Source organism: Streptomyces sp. NPDC058291 (assembly GCF_042880855.1).
In the GTDB taxonomy this organism is placed as follows: Bacteria; Actinomycetota; Actinomycetes; order Streptomycetales; family Streptomycetaceae; genus Streptomyces.
Genome location: NZ_JBHVYK010000128.1, coordinates 1 through 17,792 on the forward strand (window position 1 = coordinate 1; position 17,792 = coordinate 17,792).

Annotated in this window: 17 protein-coding genes; 14 read left to right on the plus strand and 3 right to left on the minus strand. The window is 71.6% G+C overall.

Features of this window, described 5'->3' with window-relative positions:
• Positions 1-103: 103 nt before the first annotated feature.
• The 9 genes from ACFVYK_RS35830 (at position 104) to ACFVYK_RS35870 (ending at position 7,949) form a co-directional block, all read left to right on the plus strand.
• Positions 104-748: an HAD family hydrolase gene (locus tag ACFVYK_RS35830; protein WP_389780925.1), complete on the plus strand. Its 645-nt coding sequence runs from the start codon at positions 104-106 to the stop codon at positions 746-748.
• Between the two features lie 91 nt (positions 749-839).
• A complete protein-coding gene (locus ACFVYK_RS35835; RefSeq protein ID WP_389780926.1) occupies positions 840-1,550 on the plus strand; it encodes a VC0807 family protein in 711 nt (236 codons plus the stop codon).
• 75 nt (positions 1,551-1,625) lie between these two features.
• Complete coding sequence (locus ACFVYK_RS35840) at positions 1,626-2,873, plus strand: MFS transporter (protein ID WP_389780927.1); 1,248 nt, start codon at positions 1,626-1,628, stop codon at positions 2,871-2,873.
• Positions 2,824-3,996 carry an acetoin utilization protein AcuC gene (locus ACFVYK_RS35845; RefSeq protein ID WP_389780928.1) on the plus strand — a complete coding sequence of 391 codons (1,173 nt, stop codon included), beginning with the start codon at positions 2,824-2,826 and terminating at the stop codon, positions 3,994-3,996. Before ACFVYK_RS35840 ends, ACFVYK_RS35845 begins: the two co-directional genes overlap by 50 nt.
• A 72-nt stretch (positions 3,997-4,068) precedes the next feature.
• A complete protein-coding gene (locus ACFVYK_RS35850; protein ID WP_389780929.1) occupies positions 4,069-4,884 on the plus strand; it encodes a phosphatase in 816 nt (271 codons plus the stop codon).
• Positions 4,885-5,018: 134 nt separating this feature from the next.
• Complete coding sequence (locus ACFVYK_RS35855; protein WP_389780930.1) at positions 5,019-5,231, plus strand: helix-turn-helix domain-containing protein; 213 nt, start codon at positions 5,019-5,021, stop codon at positions 5,229-5,231.
• Positions 5,232-5,409: 178 nt separating this feature from the next.
• Positions 5,410-5,508 carry a 30S ribosomal protein bS22 gene (locus ACFVYK_RS35860; RefSeq protein WP_003948845.1) on the plus strand — a complete coding sequence of 33 codons (99 nt, stop codon included), beginning with the start codon at positions 5,410-5,412 and terminating at the stop codon, positions 5,506-5,508.
• A 285-nt stretch (positions 5,509-5,793) separates the two neighbouring features.
• Positions 5,794-6,867 carry an NAD-dependent epimerase/dehydratase family protein gene (locus ACFVYK_RS35865; protein ID WP_389780931.1) on the plus strand — a complete coding sequence of 358 codons (1,074 nt, stop codon included), beginning with the start codon at positions 5,794-5,796 and terminating at the stop codon, positions 6,865-6,867.
• A 14-nt stretch (positions 6,868-6,881) separates the two neighbouring features.
• The gene (locus tag ACFVYK_RS35870) at positions 6,882-7,949 is read left to right on the plus strand and encodes a lysophospholipid acyltransferase family protein (RefSeq protein ID WP_389780932.1); all 1,068 of its coding nucleotides are present in this window, start codon (positions 6,882-6,884) and stop codon (positions 7,947-7,949) included.
• A gap of 291 nt (positions 7,950-8,240) precedes the next feature.
• On the opposite strand, the gene ACFVYK_RS35875 is transcribed toward ACFVYK_RS35870, so the two are convergent.
• The 3 genes from ACFVYK_RS35875 to ACFVYK_RS35885 all read right to left on the minus strand — a co-directional run bounded on the left by ACFVYK_RS35875 (position 8,241) and on the right by ACFVYK_RS35885 (position 11,855).
• Positions 8,241-9,482, minus strand: coding sequence for a DUF5667 domain-containing protein (locus ACFVYK_RS35875; protein ID WP_389780933.1), 1,242 nt, complete (start codon positions 9,480-9,482; stop codon positions 8,241-8,243).
• Positions 9,483-9,728: 246 nt separating this feature from the next.
• Positions 9,729-10,511 (minus strand): ECF subfamily RNA polymerase sigma factor, BldN family, encoded by a 783-nt coding sequence (locus tag ACFVYK_RS35880; protein WP_389780934.1) that lies wholly within the window; start codon positions 10,509-10,511, stop codon positions 9,729-9,731.
• Positions 10,512-10,919: 408 nt separating this feature from the next.
• Complete coding sequence (locus tag ACFVYK_RS35885) at positions 10,920-11,855, minus strand: HAD family hydrolase (protein WP_389780935.1); 936 nt, start codon at positions 11,853-11,855, stop codon at positions 10,920-10,922.
• A 102-nt stretch (positions 11,856-11,957) separates the two neighbouring features.
• Between ACFVYK_RS35885 and ACFVYK_RS35890 the strand changes: the two genes are divergently transcribed.
• From ACFVYK_RS35890 to ACFVYK_RS35910, 5 genes are all read left to right on the plus strand, one after another.
• Positions 11,958-12,230 carry a glutaredoxin family protein gene (locus tag ACFVYK_RS35890; RefSeq protein ID WP_389780936.1) on the plus strand — a complete coding sequence of 91 codons (273 nt, stop codon included), beginning with the start codon at positions 11,958-11,960 and terminating at the stop codon, positions 12,228-12,230.
• Between the two features lie 251 nt (positions 12,231-12,481).
• On the plus strand, positions 12,482-13,252 hold the full coding sequence (locus tag ACFVYK_RS35895; protein ID WP_389780937.1) for a redox-sensing transcriptional repressor Rex: 771 nt from the start codon (positions 12,482-12,484) through the stop codon (positions 13,250-13,252).
• Positions 13,249-14,967 (plus strand): glutamyl-tRNA reductase, encoded by a 1,719-nt coding sequence (locus ACFVYK_RS35900; RefSeq protein WP_389780938.1) that lies wholly within the window; start codon positions 13,249-13,251, stop codon positions 14,965-14,967. The genes ACFVYK_RS35895 and ACFVYK_RS35900 overlap by 4 nt, the downstream gene beginning before the upstream one ends.
• 5 nt (positions 14,968-14,972) lie before the next feature.
• On the plus strand, positions 14,973-15,932 hold the full coding sequence (gene hemC / locus ACFVYK_RS35905; RefSeq protein ID WP_389780939.1) for a hydroxymethylbilane synthase: 960 nt from the start codon (positions 14,973-14,975) through the stop codon (positions 15,930-15,932).
• On the plus strand, positions 15,929-17,635 hold the full coding sequence (locus ACFVYK_RS35910) for a uroporphyrinogen-III synthase (RefSeq protein WP_389780940.1): 1,707 nt from the start codon (positions 15,929-15,931) through the stop codon (positions 17,633-17,635). The genes hemC and ACFVYK_RS35910 overlap by 4 nt, the downstream gene beginning before the upstream one ends.
• The last annotated feature ends 157 nt before the right edge of the window (positions 17,636-17,792 follow it).

Here is a 17,792-nt window from a genome sequence, read left to right on the forward strand (position 1 = left end):
CGAACAAATTGTAGGGGAAACCCCCGCACCTCTTGGTGCGGGGGTTTTCTGCGTTCCGGGTCGGTATTCCCGGTCCGTATTCCGGCTCGTTTAGGGTTCAGGCATGCGCTACGACCTGGTGATCTTCGACAACGACGGTGTCCTGGTGGACAGCGAGCCGATCTCCAACAGGCTCCTGGCCGCCTATCTGACCGAGCTCGGCCACCCGACGTCCTACGAGGACTCCGTTCGGGACTACATGGGGTCCGCGATGCACCGCATCCACGACCTGGTCCTGGAGCGCACCGGACAGTCCCTGCCGGCGGAGTTCGACGACACCTTCCACCGGCGGGTGTTCGCGGCCTTCGAGCGGGAGCTGGAGCCCGTGCCCGGGGCGGTGGACGTCCTCGCGAAGCTGGCCGCGGACGGGGTGCCCTACTGTGTGGCCTCCTCGGGTAGCCATGAGCGGATCCGGGTGGGGCATCGCAGGACCGGGCTGGACCGCTGGTTCGCACAGGACCGTGTCTTCAGCTCGCAGGACGTGGGGAAGGGGAAGCCGGCCCCCGATCTGTTCCTGTACGCGGCTGAGCGGATGGGGGTGGCGCCGGAGCGCTGTGTGGTCGTCGAGGACAGTCCGCTGGGGGTGCGGGCGGCCGTGGCGGCGGGGATGGACGTGTACGGGTTCACCGCGATGACGCCGGCCGCGAAGCTCACCGGAGCCACCCGACTCTTCTCCGATCTGGGGCAGTTGCCCGACCTGCTGGTCTGACGGTCGGCGCTCCCGCGTCTGACAATTGTCATGCCTAGCTCCGGACGATCGTTTCTACTGGGGGACCCCTCCCGGCGGCGAAGCTATGGGCATGACGACGAACCAGCACAAGAAGCAGAACGCCTTCGCTCCGCTCATCGTGGACGTGGCGGTGCCGCTCGGGTCGTACTACCTGTTCAAGGGCGCGTTCGGGATGAGCACGTTCACCGCTCTCGCCTGGAGCAGCGTGGTGCCGGCCGGGCGCACCCTGTGGAGCGCGGTGCGGGGGCGGGCGGTCAACGGTCTCGCCGGGCTCATCCTCGTGGTCAACGTCGTCGGCTTGGTGCTGAGCTTCGTCTCCGGCGACCCGCGGTTGATGCTGGCCAAGGACAGCGGGGTGAGCAGCACCGTCGGGATCGGGATCCTGGTGTCCGTGGCGTTGGGGCGGCCGATGATGACCGCCGGGCTGAAGCCGTTCCTGGTGAAGGGCGACGCGGTCCGGGAGGCGGCCTGGGCGCGGCTGGAGGGCGGGGCGTCGGTGGCGTCGGCGGCCTTCCGCAGGCGCGAGCGGGCCTTCTCGCTGGTGTGGGGTGCGGTGCTGCTCGCCGAGTGCGTCGTGCGGATCGTCGGCGCGTACACGGTGCCGGTGGACACGATGGTGTGGCTGGGGTCGGTGGTCATGGTGGTGGCGATCGGTCTGGGGGTCGTGGTCGGCGGGGCGCTGGGGGCCGGTCCGATGGAGGCGATGGTGTCCTTCGAGGCGAAGGGCGGGGAGCCGGCGGAGGCCGAGGACGCGGTGCGCGAGGTCGCCCTCGCCCGGTGACGTCGGCGAAGCTGAGGAGAACTCATCTTTGGCTGGATCTACCCACGAGTACGCAGGGGCCCTACGCTCGCCGCCATGACAGATGTGCTGCGGCGCGGTAGGGCCTCTTTGGCGTTCAGTTTCTTCGCTCAGGGGGCCGCGTTCGCTCTGCTGGTGACCCGGATCCCGGCCATCCAGGACCGGTACGGCGTCTCGGACGGGTTGCTGCCGGCCTTCCTCGCGGCCGTGCCGGTGCTGGCCGGGGTGGGGAGCGTGACGACCGAGCAGCTGGTGAAGCGGATACCGCCCAGCCGACTGCTGCGCTGGTCCCAGCCGGTGGTGCTGCTGGCCCTGCTGGGCGTGGGGGCGGGACGCGGGGTGGCGGAGCTGGGGGCCGCGCTGGCGGTGTTCGGGCTGGCCGTCGGGGCGCTGGACGCCTCGATGAACATGCTCGGGGTGAGTCTGCAGCGGACGTACGGGCGCAGCATCATGCTCGGTTTCCACGCCGTGTACAGCCTGGGCGGCATTCTGGGGGCCTCGCTCGCGTGGGCCGGGGCGCACTGGCATCTCGCGCTGTGGGTGTCGTATCTGCCGGTGGTGGCCGTGCTGCTGCCGGCCGCTGCGGGGGGGAGCCGTTGGTACGTCGACGGGGGCGCGGACGCCGGGGGCCAGGCGGAGGCGGGGGCCGGCGTCGGCGAAGGCGGGAAGTCGGGGAGCGGGGGCCCGGGTGTCGTCTTCGCGGTGCTGCTGCCGCTGTGTCTGGTGATGACCTTCGCCTATATCGGGGATTCGACGGTCTCCAACTGGAGCGCGAAGTATCTGCAGGACGTGCTGGGGAGCTCGGAGCAGTTGGCGACCGTCCCGTACAACGTCTACATGGTGACGACGCTGCTGGGGCGGGCCATCGGGGACTTCGGGGTGCGGCGGTTCGGTGCGGCGGCGGTGGTGCGGGTGGGGGCGCTGGTGGCGGCGGGCGGCTTCGCGGTGGTGGCGGGCGCGCCGGGGGCGTGGGTGGGGATGCTCGGGTTCACGCTCGTGGGGCTGGGGCTGTGCGTGCTGGTGCCGCAGACGTTCGCGGCGGCGGGGCGGTTGTTCCCGGGGGCCTCGGATGCGGCGATCGCGCGGCTGAACGTCTTCAACTACGTCGGGTTCCTGGTCGGTTCGCCGTTGGTGGGGGCGCTGGGGGACGCCTGGAGCTATCGGGGGGCGATGGCGGTGCCGATGGTGTTGGTGCTGGTGACGTTGGTGTACGCCCGGTCGTTCGCCGCTCAACCGGACCGATACGGTGGCGGGCATGAGCGGCCGCGCACAGCTGATGTGGGACGAGGCAGTAACGGGCTATGACTTCGGGCCCGAGCATCCGATGGATCCGGTCAGGCTGGACCTGACCCGGCGGCTGGTGGGCGCTCTGGGGCTCGACCGGGCGCTGGAGGTCGTGGCGGCGAAGCCGGCCGGGGAGTCGACGTTGCGGCTCGTGCACCGGGAGGACTACGTCGACGCGGTGAAGGCGGCGTCGGCGGATCCGGGGGCGGCGGACCAGGCGTACGGGCTGGGGACGATGGACGATCCGGCCTTCGCGGGGATGCACGAGGTGTCCGCTCTGATCGCCGGGCTGTCCGTGGGGGCCGCGGAGGCGGTGTGGCGGGGGGACGTGCTGCACGCGGTGAACTTCTCCGGCGGGCTGCATCACGCGATGCCGGGCGGGGCGTCGGGGTTCTGCGTCTACAACGACGCGGCGTTGGCGATCGCGCGGCTGCTGGAGCTGGGGGCCGAGCGGGTCGCGTACGTGGATGTGGACGTGCATCACGGGGACGGGGTGCAGGCGGCGTTCTGGGACGATCCGCGGGTGCTGACGATCTCGTTGCACGAGCATCCCCGTACGTTGTTCCCGCAGACGGGTTGGCCGGAGGAGACGGGCGGGGACGCGGCGCAGGGTTCGGCGGTGAACGTCGCGCTGCCGGCGGGGACCGGGGACGCGGGGTGGTTGCGGGCGTTCCACGCGGTGGTGCCGGAGCTGATCGCCGATTTCCGGCCGGATGTGCTGGTGTCGCAGCACGGGGCCGACACGCACTTCGAGGATCCGCTGGCTCATCTCGCGGTGTCTCTCGACGCGCAGCGGGCTGTGCAGGTGGCGTGCCATGAGCTGGCGCACGAGGACGCCGGGGGGAGGTGGGTCGCGCTGGGCGGGGGCGGCTACGCGGTGGTGGAGGTGGTGCCGCGGTCCTGGGCGCATCTGGTGGGGGTGGCGGCGGGGGCGCCGGTCGCGCCGGAGACGGTGATTCCCGAGACGTGGCGGCAGGAGGTCTTCGCTCGTACGCGTCAGTTGGGGCCGATGCGGATGACCGACGGGCGGTGGCCGGTGCGGTGGGCCGAGTGGGAGGCGGGGTACGACCCGGCTGATCGGCTGGACCAGGCCGTGCTGGCCACCCGGCGGGCGGTGTTCCCGTTGCGGGGGCTGCTGGCGTAGGGGTTACGCCGACCGTGGGGTGTTCCCGCCGTTTCCGCTCCCTGTCCCGCCTTCGTCCGTCAGCATCGCTGGGTGTGGAGTACCGCGGCCCTTCGGGCGCATCTGCTTGCTGCGGGGCTGGCCGGGGTGGTGGCCACCTCTCGGGAGGAGAGCCTGCGGAGTTACCGGCTCTTCGCGGCGCGGGACCCGCGGGTGCTGCTCGGGCTCGATCCGGAACGACGGTGGGCCCAGCGGGATCTGATCGCGTTGATGGCGGACAAGTGCGGAGTCTCGGCCGATCCGGGATGCGTCTCAGGGCATGATGTGATCGATCCTGAACGGACGTTGGCCGCCCTGGACGCCTTCGCGGAACGGCTCGCCTCGGTCGCCCAGCGTGGCGCCCGGGTGCTCCTCGGCACCGGGCATCCGCATCGGCTGCTGGGGTTCTACGCCGGTCTCGCGGACGCTTTGTCGACGGCGGGATGTGATGTCCTCACCCCGGCGCAGGGTCACCGTGTCGACATAACGACCCGGTTCGGTCTACGCACGCACCGCCTCGCGTACGTAGGGGGCGTCGCCGTCGTCCGGGAGGCCGGCGCCGAACGCGCCGGTTGTGCGACCGGTGCGCACAGCCATTCTCCGCTGCCGGTTCGGGCGGCGCTCGCGGCGGCGGCGGCGGACGGCGGACGGCTGCCCGAGCTGGTGATCGGAGACCACGGATGGGTCTGCGGGGCTGGTCAGCTGGGGTTCGAGGCGATCGGGCTGGCGGACACCGACGACCCCGCGCCGTTCGTCGGGGAGGCCGAGGGGACCGTCTCCGTGGTCGTTCCACTTGATGACGCGGTGCGGTCCGCTTACTACAGGCCGCTGACCCGCTACGTACTCAATCGAGCGTGTCTGTCACAGTAGGCCGCTGATGGGTGCACCTCTTCCCCACTCGCATCACCCGCCCCTACATTGGGGAGTGAGCACGCAGCGACGAAGAGTCACCGGAAGGGGAAGCCGGTGGCCGTCGAGTCGAGTGCGGAAGGTTCAGGTGTGTCATGGCTGTAGCTGGCGAGAGGCCTCTGAACGAGGTTCAGTTCCTGACCGTGGCGGAAGTCGCCTCGGTGATGCGAGTGTCGAAGATGACCGTGTACCGGCTGGTGCACAGTGGTCATCTGCCCGCGATCCGGGTGGGGCGGTCCTTCCGCGTCCCCGAGCAAGCGGTTCACGAGTACCTCCGCGAGAGCTATGTGGGGGTGGAAACCGCCTGACGGCCGGGCCTGTCCGCAGGGCAGGCGCAGGGCTGAGGGGTCCGGCCGCAGGGCCGTCCCGGACCCCTTTGGCCTCTCGATTACGACCTCAGCGCTCAGGCGGGTAGGCTAGCCCCTCGTAGGTCGTATGGGCCCATGGCGCCCAGCACCGAGTGATGAGAAGTGAGCGAGGGTAGTCGTGGGCTCTGTTATCAAGAAGCGGCGCAAGCGGATGGCCAAGAAGAAGCACCGCAAGCTGCTCAAGCGCACGCGCGTTCAGCGTCGCAACAAGAAGTAAGCGAACGTACTTACTTCTTCGCGACGCGAGCCGCGTAGGCGTCGTGTGGCCCTCCACCGTGCTATCGGTGGGGGGCCACACGTGTGTCCAGGCACTGTGCGCCCGGCTGAACGCCGTGCGCATGCCGGGACGGGCGCGGGGCTGACCGGTCGTACGGCCGACGGTTCTCGTCACCTGGGCGTCGGTCGGTCACCACAGCGCAATATCGACCCGCTAAGTTGGCCCGCAGACGGGGAACGCGGCAGGGTAGCCAGGCGGTTCCAGGACGGAAGGAAGGCGCTGATCTTGGGAAAGGTCGTGCTCGTTACCGGAGTGGCCCGTCAGCTCGGGGGTCGGTTCGTACGACGCATCCAGCGTGACCCACAGGTCGACCGGGTGATCGCCGTGGACGCGGTTCCCCCCGAGCACCATCTCGGCGGCGCCGACTTCATCCAGACGGACATCCGCCAGCCGACCATCGCGCGCGTGCTCGCCGAGACCGGCGCCGACACGGTCGTCCACCTGGACGTCACGGGCACCGCGTTGGGCGGCGGCAGCCGGACCACGGTCAAGGAGACCAACGTCATCGGCACCATGCAGCTGCTCGGAGCGTGCCAGAAGTCGCCGAACGTGAAGCGGTTGGTCGTCAAGTCCAGTACCAACGTCTACGGGTCCGCGCCCCGCGACCCGGCCGTGTTCACCGAGACCACCTCCGCCAAGTCGCTGCCCAGCGGGGGCTTCGCCAAGGACGCCGTCGAGGTGGAGGGGTACGTCCGAGGGTTCGCCCGGCGGCGGCCCGACGTCGCCGTGTGCGTGCTGCGGTTCGCCAACATCCTCGGGCCCACCGCCGAGACGCCGCTCGCCGCGTACTTCTCACTGCCCGTGCTGCCCACCGTGTTCGGTTACGACCCCCGGCTGCAGTTCGTCCACGAGGACGACGTGATCGAGGTGCTGCGGATCGGCAGCCACGAACCGCAGCGGGGCACGCTCAACAGTGGCACCTTCAACATCGCCGGCGACGGAGTGCTGTTGCTGTCACAGTGCTCGCGCCGGCTCGGACGGCCTACCGTGCCGCTGCCGCTGCCCGCCGTCACGTGGGCGGGCTCCCTGGTGCGTACGCTGGGCATGACGGACTTCTCACCCGAGCAGATCCGGCTGCTCACCCACGGCCGGGTCGTCTCGACGGTCCAGATGCGCGAGACGCTGGGGTTCCTGCCGCGCTACACGACGGCCGGGACCTTCGAGGACTTCGCGCGCAGCCACGGGCCCGGGCTGCTGCCGCCCGAGGCCGTCACCGGGGCCGTCGACCGGATCGCCGCGCTGCCGCTGCCGGGCGGCGGCCGCGCCCCGGCTCACCCCCCGACGCCGAGCGCCAACTGAGGAGCGCATCAACGATGGCGGACGCCAAGGTCATTCCGTTCGACGACGACCGGTCCCGGGGGAGCGCCGTGTCGCGGCCGCCCCGGCGCCGGGGCGCGGGGAGCCGGCGCAGGAACGGCGAGCCCGCCCCGGTCCGGGAGCTCGGCGAGGTGGGGGAGGTCCAGCCCCTGCCCGCCAGGGCGGCGGGGCAGGATGATGTTCCTGTGACGGGTGAGGAGCAGGGACGCGAGAACGGGGGCGCCGGAGGCCTGGAGCGGCGGATCGCGGGCGGCCTGTCCTTCCTGCGCCGGCGCCTCACGGGCGACTACGAGGTCGACGACTTCGGCTACGACGAGGAGCTGACCGACCAGGTCCTGATGTCGCTGCTGCGGCCGGTGTACGAGAAGTACTTCCGGGTCGAGGTGAAGGGCGTCGAGAACATCCCGGCCGAGGGGGGCGCGCTGATCGTCGCCAACCACTCCGGGACGCTCCCGTTGGACGGGCTGATGATGCAGGTCGCCGTCCACGACCACCACCCGGCCGGCCGGCATCTGCGGCTGCTGGCCGCCGACCTCGTGTTCGTGCTGCCGGTCGTCAACGAGCTGGCGCGCAAGCTGGGGCACACCCTCGCGTGCGCGGAGGACGCCGAACGGCTGCTGGGCCAGGGCGAGCTGGTCGGGGTGATGCCGGAGGGCTTCAAGGGCATCGGGAAGCCGTTCAGCGAGCGGTACAAGCTGCAGCGGTTCGGCCGGGGCGGCTTCGTCTCCACGGCGCTGCGCCAGGGCGCCCCGATCATCCCGTGCTCGATCGTCGGGGCGGAGGAGATCTATCCGATGATCGGCAACGCCAAGACCCTGGCCCGGGTGCTGGGCTTCCCGTACTTCCCGCTGACGCCGACCTTCCCGTGGCTCGGCCCGCTGGGCGCGATCCCGCTGCCGACCAAGTGGACGATCCAGTTCGGCGAGCCGATCCCGACGGACGGCTTCCCGCCGGAGGCGGCCGAGGACCCGATGCTGATGTTCAACCTGACGGATCAGGTGCGTGAGCAGATTCAGCACACGTTGTACAAGTTGTTGGTGCAGCGTAGGTCGGTGTTCTTCTGAGGGGTGGCCGGGGCGGGGGGGACGTGAGCCGCCGGACGGAGTTCGGCGTGGCCGGGCGATGCCCGCGAAGCGGTGCGAGGCCGGCGGTGTGGGTGGGTGCCGATGCTGATGTTCGACCTGATGGATCAGGTGCGTGAGCAGATCCAGCACACGTTGTACAAGTTGTCGGTGCAGCGTAGGTCGGTGTTCTTCTAGCTCCGGGCCGGGTTCGGCTCGGCGAAGTTCCGGGGGTACGGCTGTGGGGGCGCCCCGCTCTTCCGAGAGGGGCGCCCCCACAGGTGTCCGTGCTCGTCAGTCCGCGTCCTCGCTGTCGATGCCCAGGCCCGGGAGCAGGCCGGGGAGGAGGGGCGGGAGGGTGACGTCCGGCCGGGTGCCGGGCGTGCTGGTGGTCGGGTCGGTGCTGCCGTTGTCCTTCGGGGGGTCGAGCAGGCCGCCGGTGTTCCCGCCGAGCAGGCCGTCGTCGTCTCCGGTGGCGCCGGAGGAGGAGGACTTGCCGGGGGCGCCGGGTGTGGTGCCGGCGCCGTGGGACGACTCCTTGCCGGGGCCGGCGCCGGGTGTGGTGGAGCGGCCGCTGTCCGAGGCGCCGGTGGACGCCGAGCCGGAGCCGTGGCGGGCGCCGCCGCTCGGGGCGGGTGGCTGCGGCAGCAGGGCCTGCAGCGGGGCGACCTCTTCGTCTATGGCTTCGAAGACCGAGGAGACCTGCTGGCTGACGTCCCCGAGCTGAACCGGCAGGCGGTCGCGCAGAGCACTCCAGGCGTCGCGGTGCGAGCGGGTGAACGCGTCGAGTGCCTGGATGGGGCCCAGGGAGCCGGGGTCGCGTTGGTACGCCTCGTGGAGGAGGCGGTGGCCTTCCGCGGCGTCGTGCTGCATGCCGTTCAGCGCGCGCCGGATCTCGCCGAGGGACTCGTGGTCGAGGTCGCCGCTGCGGCCCCGTTCCATGAGACGGCGGGCTTCGCTGAGCCGGGTGGACGCCTGGTCGAGGTAGGTGCGACCGCGTTCGTCGTCGCCGTCGGCCAGGTAGTTGAGCTTGAAGTCCTCTATGCCGCGCTTCAGCCCGTAGAGCCCGTCGCCGGGAAGGGCGTCGGAGCTGGCCGCGGCCACACCGCCGAAGGCGCCCGCCGCGACGCCGACGCTGAGGCCGCCCGCGGTGAGGCCCTTGGCCAGCCGGGACCGCGGTCGCAGTTTGCCCAGGGGACCGGCCCGGTGTGTGCCCTTCGCCCGGTGGGAGCGTTGCTCCGGCACCGAGGGTTCCGCCGCTTCGCCTCCCGCGGTGCCCGCCTGCAGCATGGCCTCCATGGCGGCGACCAACTGGGCCCGCTGGACGACCTTGACCTCGGGGTCGAGTTCCGGCTTGGGCAGCTCGGCGAGACTCGTGGCGAGGGCCAGAATGCGGCCCTGCTCGGTCTGGTCCGCAGCGGCCGGCGCCGGCGGTGATCCTTCGGTCTGCTCGGCCGCCGCGCCCTGGTCGGAATGCTCCTCCAGGGCCTGGGCGAAGGCGTTCGCCCGCCGGTGTGCCGATACGTTCGCGATCACAGGCGGCACCTCCTCTCGTCATGACGGTCGACTCCCCGGGGGTCCGGAGGGTTGCACGCCCCCGGCCGGTTCCACACGATCGGGTGATCGGGGTCGGCCAGGACGTGACCACAGGGAGCCTGTATCCCGCACAACGACTGGCGCGGCACTTGGGTTACGGACGGCGGATGATCGGATCGGGAAGACAACGGACTTTCACTGAACGTGAGTTGGGGATGGCCGTCGGTAGTCTGCCGACGGGTGGGGTCAGCGGGCGTCTTCGGGCAGGAGGCGCGCGAGGGTGCGGACGGCCCGGTACTGGAGCGTCTTGATGGCGCCCTCGTTCTTGCCCATCACGCGGGCGGTCTCGGCGACGGAGAGGCCCTGCAGGAACCGGAGTGTCACGCACTCCTGCTGCTGCGGGTTGAGCCGGCGCACCGCGTCGAGGAGCGCGGCGTTGGAGAGGGACTCCAGGACGGAGTCCTCGGGTGAGCGTTCGACCTCGTTCGCGTCGAGCATCTCGCCGGTGGTCACCTCCAGCCGGAAACGGCTGGACTTGAAGTGGTCGGCGACGAGGTTGCGGGCGATGGTGACGAGCCAGGCCCCGAAGTCACGGCCCTGCCAGGTGAACGTCCCGATGCGGCGCAGTGCGCGCAGGAACGTCTCGCTGGTGAGGTCCTCAGCGGTCGCCTTGCCTCCCACCCGGTAGTAGATGTAGCGGTACACGGTGTCGCTGTACTGGTCGTACAGCCGCCCGAAGGCGTCGGCCTCGCCGGCCTGTGCGCGTTCGACGAGGTCCATCATTCGGGCGCTGTCGCTGTCGGCGGCCGGTCGGCGGGCGGTGGTGGGCGCGCCGGACGAGCGTCCTCTTCGGCCGACCGCGGCGCTGCCTTCGGCCAGTGCATAGCACGGGCCCGCCGGAGTGGCGGTGGCGAAGGCGGGGACGGCGTACGCGGTGGGGACGAAGCCGCGCAACAGGTCCTGGACCGTAGCGACCGTTGCGCGCAGCGTAGCCAGGCCCGAGGTGTCAACCCCGACGTGTGGGTACACGGGACTCCCAGAGGCAGAGCTTCCATCACGTGCAGTGCGGAACCTTTCACCCGTCGTAGCGACGGGAGGGGTGCCGGATTGCGTCTGAGGAGAATAACGCTTCGTACAGGCCCTGCTACACCGAGTTGCTCAAATCATCGATTACGTCGCTTCTGTGGCCTATTGATGCTCGATCAGGTCGCACAAGGTGAACGATTCTTGACCGGAACGGCTCGATTTTCGGTTCGGACCGGGGCGTGTTGTGGCTGTCCGCGGACAACAGGACTGCGTGCGGGGATACAGGGGTACGACCGTTGGATCGGCCGGGTCTGCTCGTGGGTGTGGAGTGTCGCCGGGCGGCATGACGGAGCGACCGGGCGATGGTCGTACCGCCGCGGCCGCTCGGGGGGTGTCTTCGGGGAGCCGGGACTACCGCCGTCGCCGGTGCAGCGCGATGGCCGCCGCGGTGCCGCCCGCGACCGCGCCCACGCCGGCCGCCGCCGGGATGCCGACCTTCGCCGCCTTGCGGCCCGTGCGGTAGTCGCGCAGCCGCCAGTCGAGGGTGCGGGCGTGCTTGCGCAGCTTGGCGTCCGGGTTGATGGCGTAGGGGTGGCCGACCAGGGAGAGCATCGGGATGTCGTTGTGGGAGTCGCTGTAGGCGGCGCAGCGGGAGAGGTCCAGGTTCTCCGCCGCGGCCAGCGCGCGGACCGCCTCCGCCTTCGCCGGCCCGTGCAGGGGCTCGCCGACCAGCCTGCCGGTGTAGACGCCGTCGACGGACTCCGCGACCGTGCCCAGGGCGCCGGTGAGGCCGAGGCGGCGGGCGATCACCTGGGCGATCTCCACCGGGGCGGCGGTGACCAGCCACACCTTCTGGCCGGCGTCGAGGTGGGCCTGGGCGAGGGCGCGGGTGCCCGGCCAGATGCGCTCGGCCATGTACTCGTCGTAGATCTCCTCGCCGATCGACATCAGCTCCGAGACGCGGTGGCCCTGCACGATGGACAGCGCCGAGTCGCGGGCCTCCTGCATGTGCTCGGGGTCCTCGATGCCGGCCAGCCGGAACCACGCCTGCTGCCATGCGAAGCGGACCAGGTCGCGGGTCTCGAAGAAGTTCCGCTTGTACAGGCCGCGGCCGAAGTGGAAGAGGGCCGCGCCCTGCATGACGGTGTTGTCGAGGTCGAAGAAGGCGGCGGCCATCGCGTCGCCGTGCACCGGGAACTGCGGTTCCCGGGATGAAGCGTCCAGCGCGTCCTGGGTGTCCAGGGCCTGGGCGGACTTGCGGGCTGCCTCTGCCGAGGCCTCGCCTGCCAACACGCTCCGCGCCGTGGCGGAGCGCCTACGGGGAGTGAGCCATCCTAGAGCGGCCATGGCGTGAGCATAGCCATTCCGTTCGGCGCTTCCGGATCCGCGAGGTTCAAAGGGTGTGAACAGTGGGCGGCCTCGCCGTCGCGGAAGCGCGACAATGGCGGCATGAGTCCCCTCTTTCGACGCAAGGCCGGCCCGGGCGAGCGGTCGGTCACGCTGATCCGCAAGTCCGGCTGCCATCTGTGCGACGACGCCGAGCGCGTCGTCGACAAGGTCTGCGGGGAACTCGGCGTGCCCTGGGAGCAGAAGGACATCGCCGACGACCGGGAACTGTACGACCGGTACTGGGAGCAGATTCCGGTCGTCCTGGTGGACGGCCGGCAGCACACCTTCTGGCGGGTGGACGAGGACCGGCTGCGCGACGCGTTGGCCGGCTGAGGAACTGACCGAGCAGTACAAGGGCGTGCGGAACGTCGCTTAGGATCGATGGTGATTTGGTCTCGGGGGCGGGATTCGCGAGGAGAGTGGCGGTTTTGCCCCCTGGAATGACGCGCGTGACCCCGGTCACGTTGGCCGGGCAAATCGGACACCATCTTTGTGCACGCGTTCACAAAGACATAGCCTGCTGTCGACGGGGCGGTCCGGGAACGTACGACCGCCTACAGCCCCGCTCTACCCGCAGGAGCACCGTGGCAACTGGCCGAACTCACCGACCGGCGACCCGTAGCCGAGGGATTCCCGAGGCCACCGTCGCCCGCCTTCCGCTGTACCTTCGCGCGCTGACCGCACTGTCGGAGCGCTCGGTGCCCACGGTCTCCTCCGAGGAGCTCGCGGCCGCTGCCGGGGTCAACTCCGCCAAGCTGCGCAAGGACTTCTCCTACCTGGGTTCCTACGGGACCCGGGGTGTCGGCTACGACGTCGAGTACCTCGTCTACCAGATCTCCCGTGAACTCGGTCTCACCCAGGACTGGCCGGTCGTGATCGTCGGCATCGGAAACCTCGGCGCGGCGCTCGCCAACTACGGCGGGTTCGCCTCGCGCGGGTTCCGCGTCGCGGCGCTCATCGACGCCGACCCCGCGATGGCCGGGAAGCAGGTCGCCGGGATCGCCGTCCAGCACAGCGACGGCCTGGAGAAGATCATCTCCGACAACGGCGTCTCCATCGGCGTCATCACCACCCCGCCGTCCGTCGCGCAGCAGGTCTGCGACCGGCTCGTGGCCGCCGGGGTCACCTCCATCCTGAACTTCGCGCCGACCGTGCTGGCCGTGCCCGAAGGCGTCGACGTACGCAAGGTCGACCTCTCCATCGAGCTGCAGATCCTCGCCTTCCACGAGCAGCGCAAGGCCGGCGAGGAGGCCGCCGCCGCCCTGAACGAGGCCGCGCCGGCCGCCCCGGTCGGCCGCGGCGACTCCACCGACCAGGGACCCGACGGGGACGTGCCCGCCGTGATGCCGGCATGAGCCTCCTCGTCGTCGGCCTGAGCCACCGCAGCGCCCCCGTGAGCGTGCTGGAGCGGGCGTCGTTGCCCGCGGACGCCCAGTCCAAGCTGCTCCAGGACACCGTCGCCGCGGAACCGGCCGCCGAGGCCGCCGTCCTCGCCACCTGCAACCGGATCGAGCTGTACGCCGACGTGGACAAGTTCCACGCGGGCGTCGCCGAGCTGTCCACGCTGCTCGCCCAGCACAGCGGGGTCGGCCTGGAGGAGCTCACTCCCTATCTCTACGTGCACTACGAGGACCGCGCCGTCCATCACTTCTTCTCCGTGGCCTGCGGACTGGACTCCATGGTCGTCGGCGAGGGCCAGATCCTCGGCCAGATCAAGGACTCGCTGGCCCGGGCGCAGGAGCTGCACACCGCCGGACGGCTGCTGAACGACCTGTTCCAGCAGGCTCTGCGGGTCGGCAAGCGCGCCCACTCCGAGACGGGCATCGACCGCGCCGGGCAGTCCCTGGTCACCTTCGGCCTGGAGCAGCTGGCCGCGGGCGAGGACGTGCAGGGCTGGGCGCGGGGCAAGCGCGCCCTCGTCATCGGCGCGGGCTCCATGTCCTCGCTGGCCGCCGCCACGCTGGCGCGCGCCGGGGTCGCCGAGGTCGTCGTCGCCAACCGCACCCTGGACCGCGCCGAGCGGCTCGCCCGGATACTGGCCGAGGCCGACGGCGCGCACGTGTCGGCCCGCGCGGTACCGATGGAGTCGGTGCCGGCCGAGCTGACACGTGCCGACGTGGCCGTCTCCTGTACCGGGGCGACGGGCCTGGTCCTGACGGCGGAGGCGGTCGCGGAGGCGGTCGAGGGCCGCACCGGAGCGCCGGCCGCCTTCCACGAGGAGGACGCGCCGACGCAGGTGCGGCCGCTGCAGCCCACCTCCCTCGGGAGCGACGACAACTGCCCCCTCGACCTGGCCGCCGTCCAGCAGTCCGGGGTGCAGCAGACCGGCTTCTCCGTGATCGGGGAGGCCGCCGTCGCCGGGATGGACGCGGCCACGCTGGAGCAGCACGCGGCCTGGGTCGACAACGCCACCGTCGACCGGCGGCTCGTCGGCCGGCGCGGCCCCGAGGCCGACGCCGAGCTGATCGTCGCGCTCGCCGCGACCGCCGCCGCCGTCGGACGCATCCCCGAGCGGCGCCGCCCCGAGCAGGTCGCCCCGCTCGCGCGGCCGCGGCCGGTGCTCTTCCTGCTCGACCTCGCGATGCCGCGGGACGTCGACGCGGCCGCCCACCGGCTGGCCGGGGTGCGGCTGGTGGACATCGAGTCGCTCTCCGAGGCCTCCGCCGACGCGCCCATGGCCGCCGACGTCGACCTGGTGCGGCGGATCGTCGCCGACGAGGTCGCCGCCTTCGGCGCGGCGCAGCGGGCCGCGCACATCACGCCGACCGTGGTCGCGCTGCGCGCCATGGCCGCCGACGTCGTGGCCGGCGAGATCGCGCGGCTCGACGGGCGGCTGCCCGGCCTGGACGACAAGCACCGCGCCGAGATCACGCAGACCGTGAAGCGCGTCGTCGACAAGCTGCTGCACGCGCCGACCGTCCGGGTCAAGCAACTCGCGGCCGAACCCGGCGGCGCCGGGTACGCGGACGCGCTGCGGACCCTGTTCGACCTCGACCAGGAGACGGTGGCCGCCGTGTCCCGGGCCGAGGACAGCACCGAGAAGAACGCAGAGAACCGAGGGCCGGCATGAGCGGCATGAGTACGAAGGCACTGAGACTGGGGACCAGGCGGAGCAAGCTCGCCATGGCCCAGTCCGGGCAGGTGGCGGACGCCGTGAGCCAGGTGACCGGACGGCCCGTGGAACTCGTCGAGATCACCACCTACGGTGACGTCTCGCGCGAGCACCTCGCGCAGATCGGCGGCACGGGCGTCTTCGTGACGGCGCTGCGGGACGCGCTGGCCGGGGGCGAGGTCGACTTCGCGGTTCACTCGCTGAAGGACCTCCCCACCACGCAGCCCGAGGACCTGGTCCTGGCCGCCGTGCCGGTGCGCGAGGACCCCCGCGACGTGATCGTCGCCCGGGACGCGCTGAAATTCACCGACCTGCCCCGCGGGGCGCGCATCGGCACCGGTTCGCCGCGCCGCATGGCGCAGCTGAACGCGTACGCACGCGCCCACGGGCTGGACATCGAGACCGTGCCGATACGCGGGAACGTCGACACCCGCATCCGGTACGTGCACGACGGCGAGCTGGACGCGGTGGTGCTGGCCGCGGCCGGCCTGAGCCGCATCGGCCGCATCGACGAGGTCACCGACTTCCTGTCGGTCGACACGGTTCTGCCCGCTCCCGGCCAGGGAGCACTGGCGATCGAATGCGCCGCGGACGACGCAGCGCTGATCGCCGCGCTCGGCGAGCTCGACGACCCCTTCACCCGGGTCGCCGTGACCGCCGAACGGTCCCTGCTCGCCGCCCTGGAGGCCGGCTGCAGCGCCCCTGTGGGCGCGCTGGCCGACCTCCTGGCCGACGGGCAGATTGTCAACGAAATGCGCCTGCGAGGCGTCGTCGGGACGACCGACGGCTCTCGCACGGTGCAGCTGTCCACCACCGGTCCCGTGCCCGAGACGCACGACGGGGCAATGGCGCTCGGTCGCGAACTCGCCGCCGAGATGCTCGCCCAGGGCGCGGCCGGTCTGATGGGGGAGCGAGCACAGTGAGCCCCACCGCCCTTCCAGCCGCTGGTCCTGAACACGGGCACGTCACCTTCCTGGGTGCCGGACCCGGGGATCCGGGACTGCTGACTCTGCGCGCCGTTGAGGCGCTGGCGCACGCGGACGTCCTCGTCGCCGAGCACGAGGTGCTCGACGTCGTACGGACGCACGCCAGGCCCGGCGTCGCCGTCGTGAACGCGGAAGCGGGTCCTTCGTCGGACCCCCTCCCGGGCACGGGCGCGCCTTTCCCCACGGTCGTTGACGGCACGTCAACAACCGCTGGGACACCCGCTGTGCGCGATGCCGCACATCTTGTCATGGAGGCCGCGCGGGGCGGCAGGCGGGTCGTCCGTGCGGTGTCCGGGGACCCCGGACTGGACGCGTACGCGGCGGAGGAGATGCTCGCGTGCGCCGCCGCCGGCGTTCCCTTCGAGGTCGTCCCCGGAGTCGCGGCCGCCGTCGGCGTGCCCGCGTACGCCGGTGTGCCGCTGCGCGACGCGCAGGGCGCGGACGTCCGCTTCGTCGACGCGCGCACCGCCTCGGACCGCTGCTGGACCGAGGTCGGCGCGTCCGACGGGACGGTCGTGGTGTCGACGACCCTGGACTCCGTGGCCTCGGCCGCCGGGGAACTGGTCTCCGCGGGCCGCAAGCCCGACACCCCGATGACGGTCACCGTGGCCGGCACGACCACCCGGCAGCGGACCTGGTCGGCGACGCTCGGCACCATCGCGCAGACCCTGAAGCAGGCCAAGGTGCTGCCCTCCCCGGAGGGCGGCCGGCCGGTGATAGTCGTGGTCGGCGAGCGTTCCGCCCCCGCCCAGCGCGCCCAGCTGGCGTGGTTCGAGTCCAAGCCGCTGTTCGGCTGGAAGGTGCTCGTGCCGCGCACGAAGGAGCAGGCGGTCTCGCTCTCCGACCAGCTGCGGTCCTACGGCGCCGTGCCGCACGAGGTGCCGACGATCGCCGTCGAGCCGCCGCGCACGCCCCAGCAGATGGAGCGGGCGGTCAAGGGCCTGGTGACGGGCCGCTACGAGTGGATCGCCTTCACGTCCGTCAACGCCGTCAAGGCGGTGCGGGAGAAGTTCGAGGAGTATGGGCTCGACGCGCGTGCCTTCGCCGGCATCAAGGTGGCGGCGGTGGGCGAGCAGACGGCGAAGGCGCTGGTCGCCTTCGGCGTGAAGCCCGACCTCGTGCCGAGCGGCGAGCAGTCGGCCGCCGGCCTCCTCGAGGACTGGCCGCCGTACGACCCCGTCTTCGACCCGATCGACCGGGTGTTCCTGCCGCGCGCCGACATCGCCACCGAGACGCTGGTCGCCGGGCTCATCGAGCTGGGCTGGGAGGTCGACGACGTCACCGCCTACCGGACGGTGCGGGCCTCGCCGCCGCCGGCCGAGACGCGCGAGGCGATCAAGGGCGGTGGCTTCGACGCCGTTCTCTTCACGTCGTCGTCCACGGTGCGCAACCTGGTCGGGATCGCGGGCAAGCCGCACAACGTGACGGTGATCGCCTGCATCGGCCCCGCGACCGCCAAGACGGCGGAGGAGCACGGGCTGCGGGTCGACGTCATGGCGCCCGAGCCGTCCGTGCTCAAGCTGGCCGAGGCGCTGGCCGACTTCGGCCTGCGCCGGCGGGCGGCCGCGCAGGAGGCCGGGGACCCGGTGACCCGGCCGAGCGAGCGGCGACCGGGGGCGCGGCGCAGACGCGCCACCTGAGCCCTGCGGCGCGGACTGCCCGTGCATAGGAGGCCCCCGCCCCCAGGGACCGGTGCCGGGGCGCACGTGTTCGCGGGGGACCGTGGCCGTGGCCGGTGCGGAGGATAAATTCCCCGCACTGACGCCGAGCCGTCCCCCCCGGCCGCGGCAACGGGGT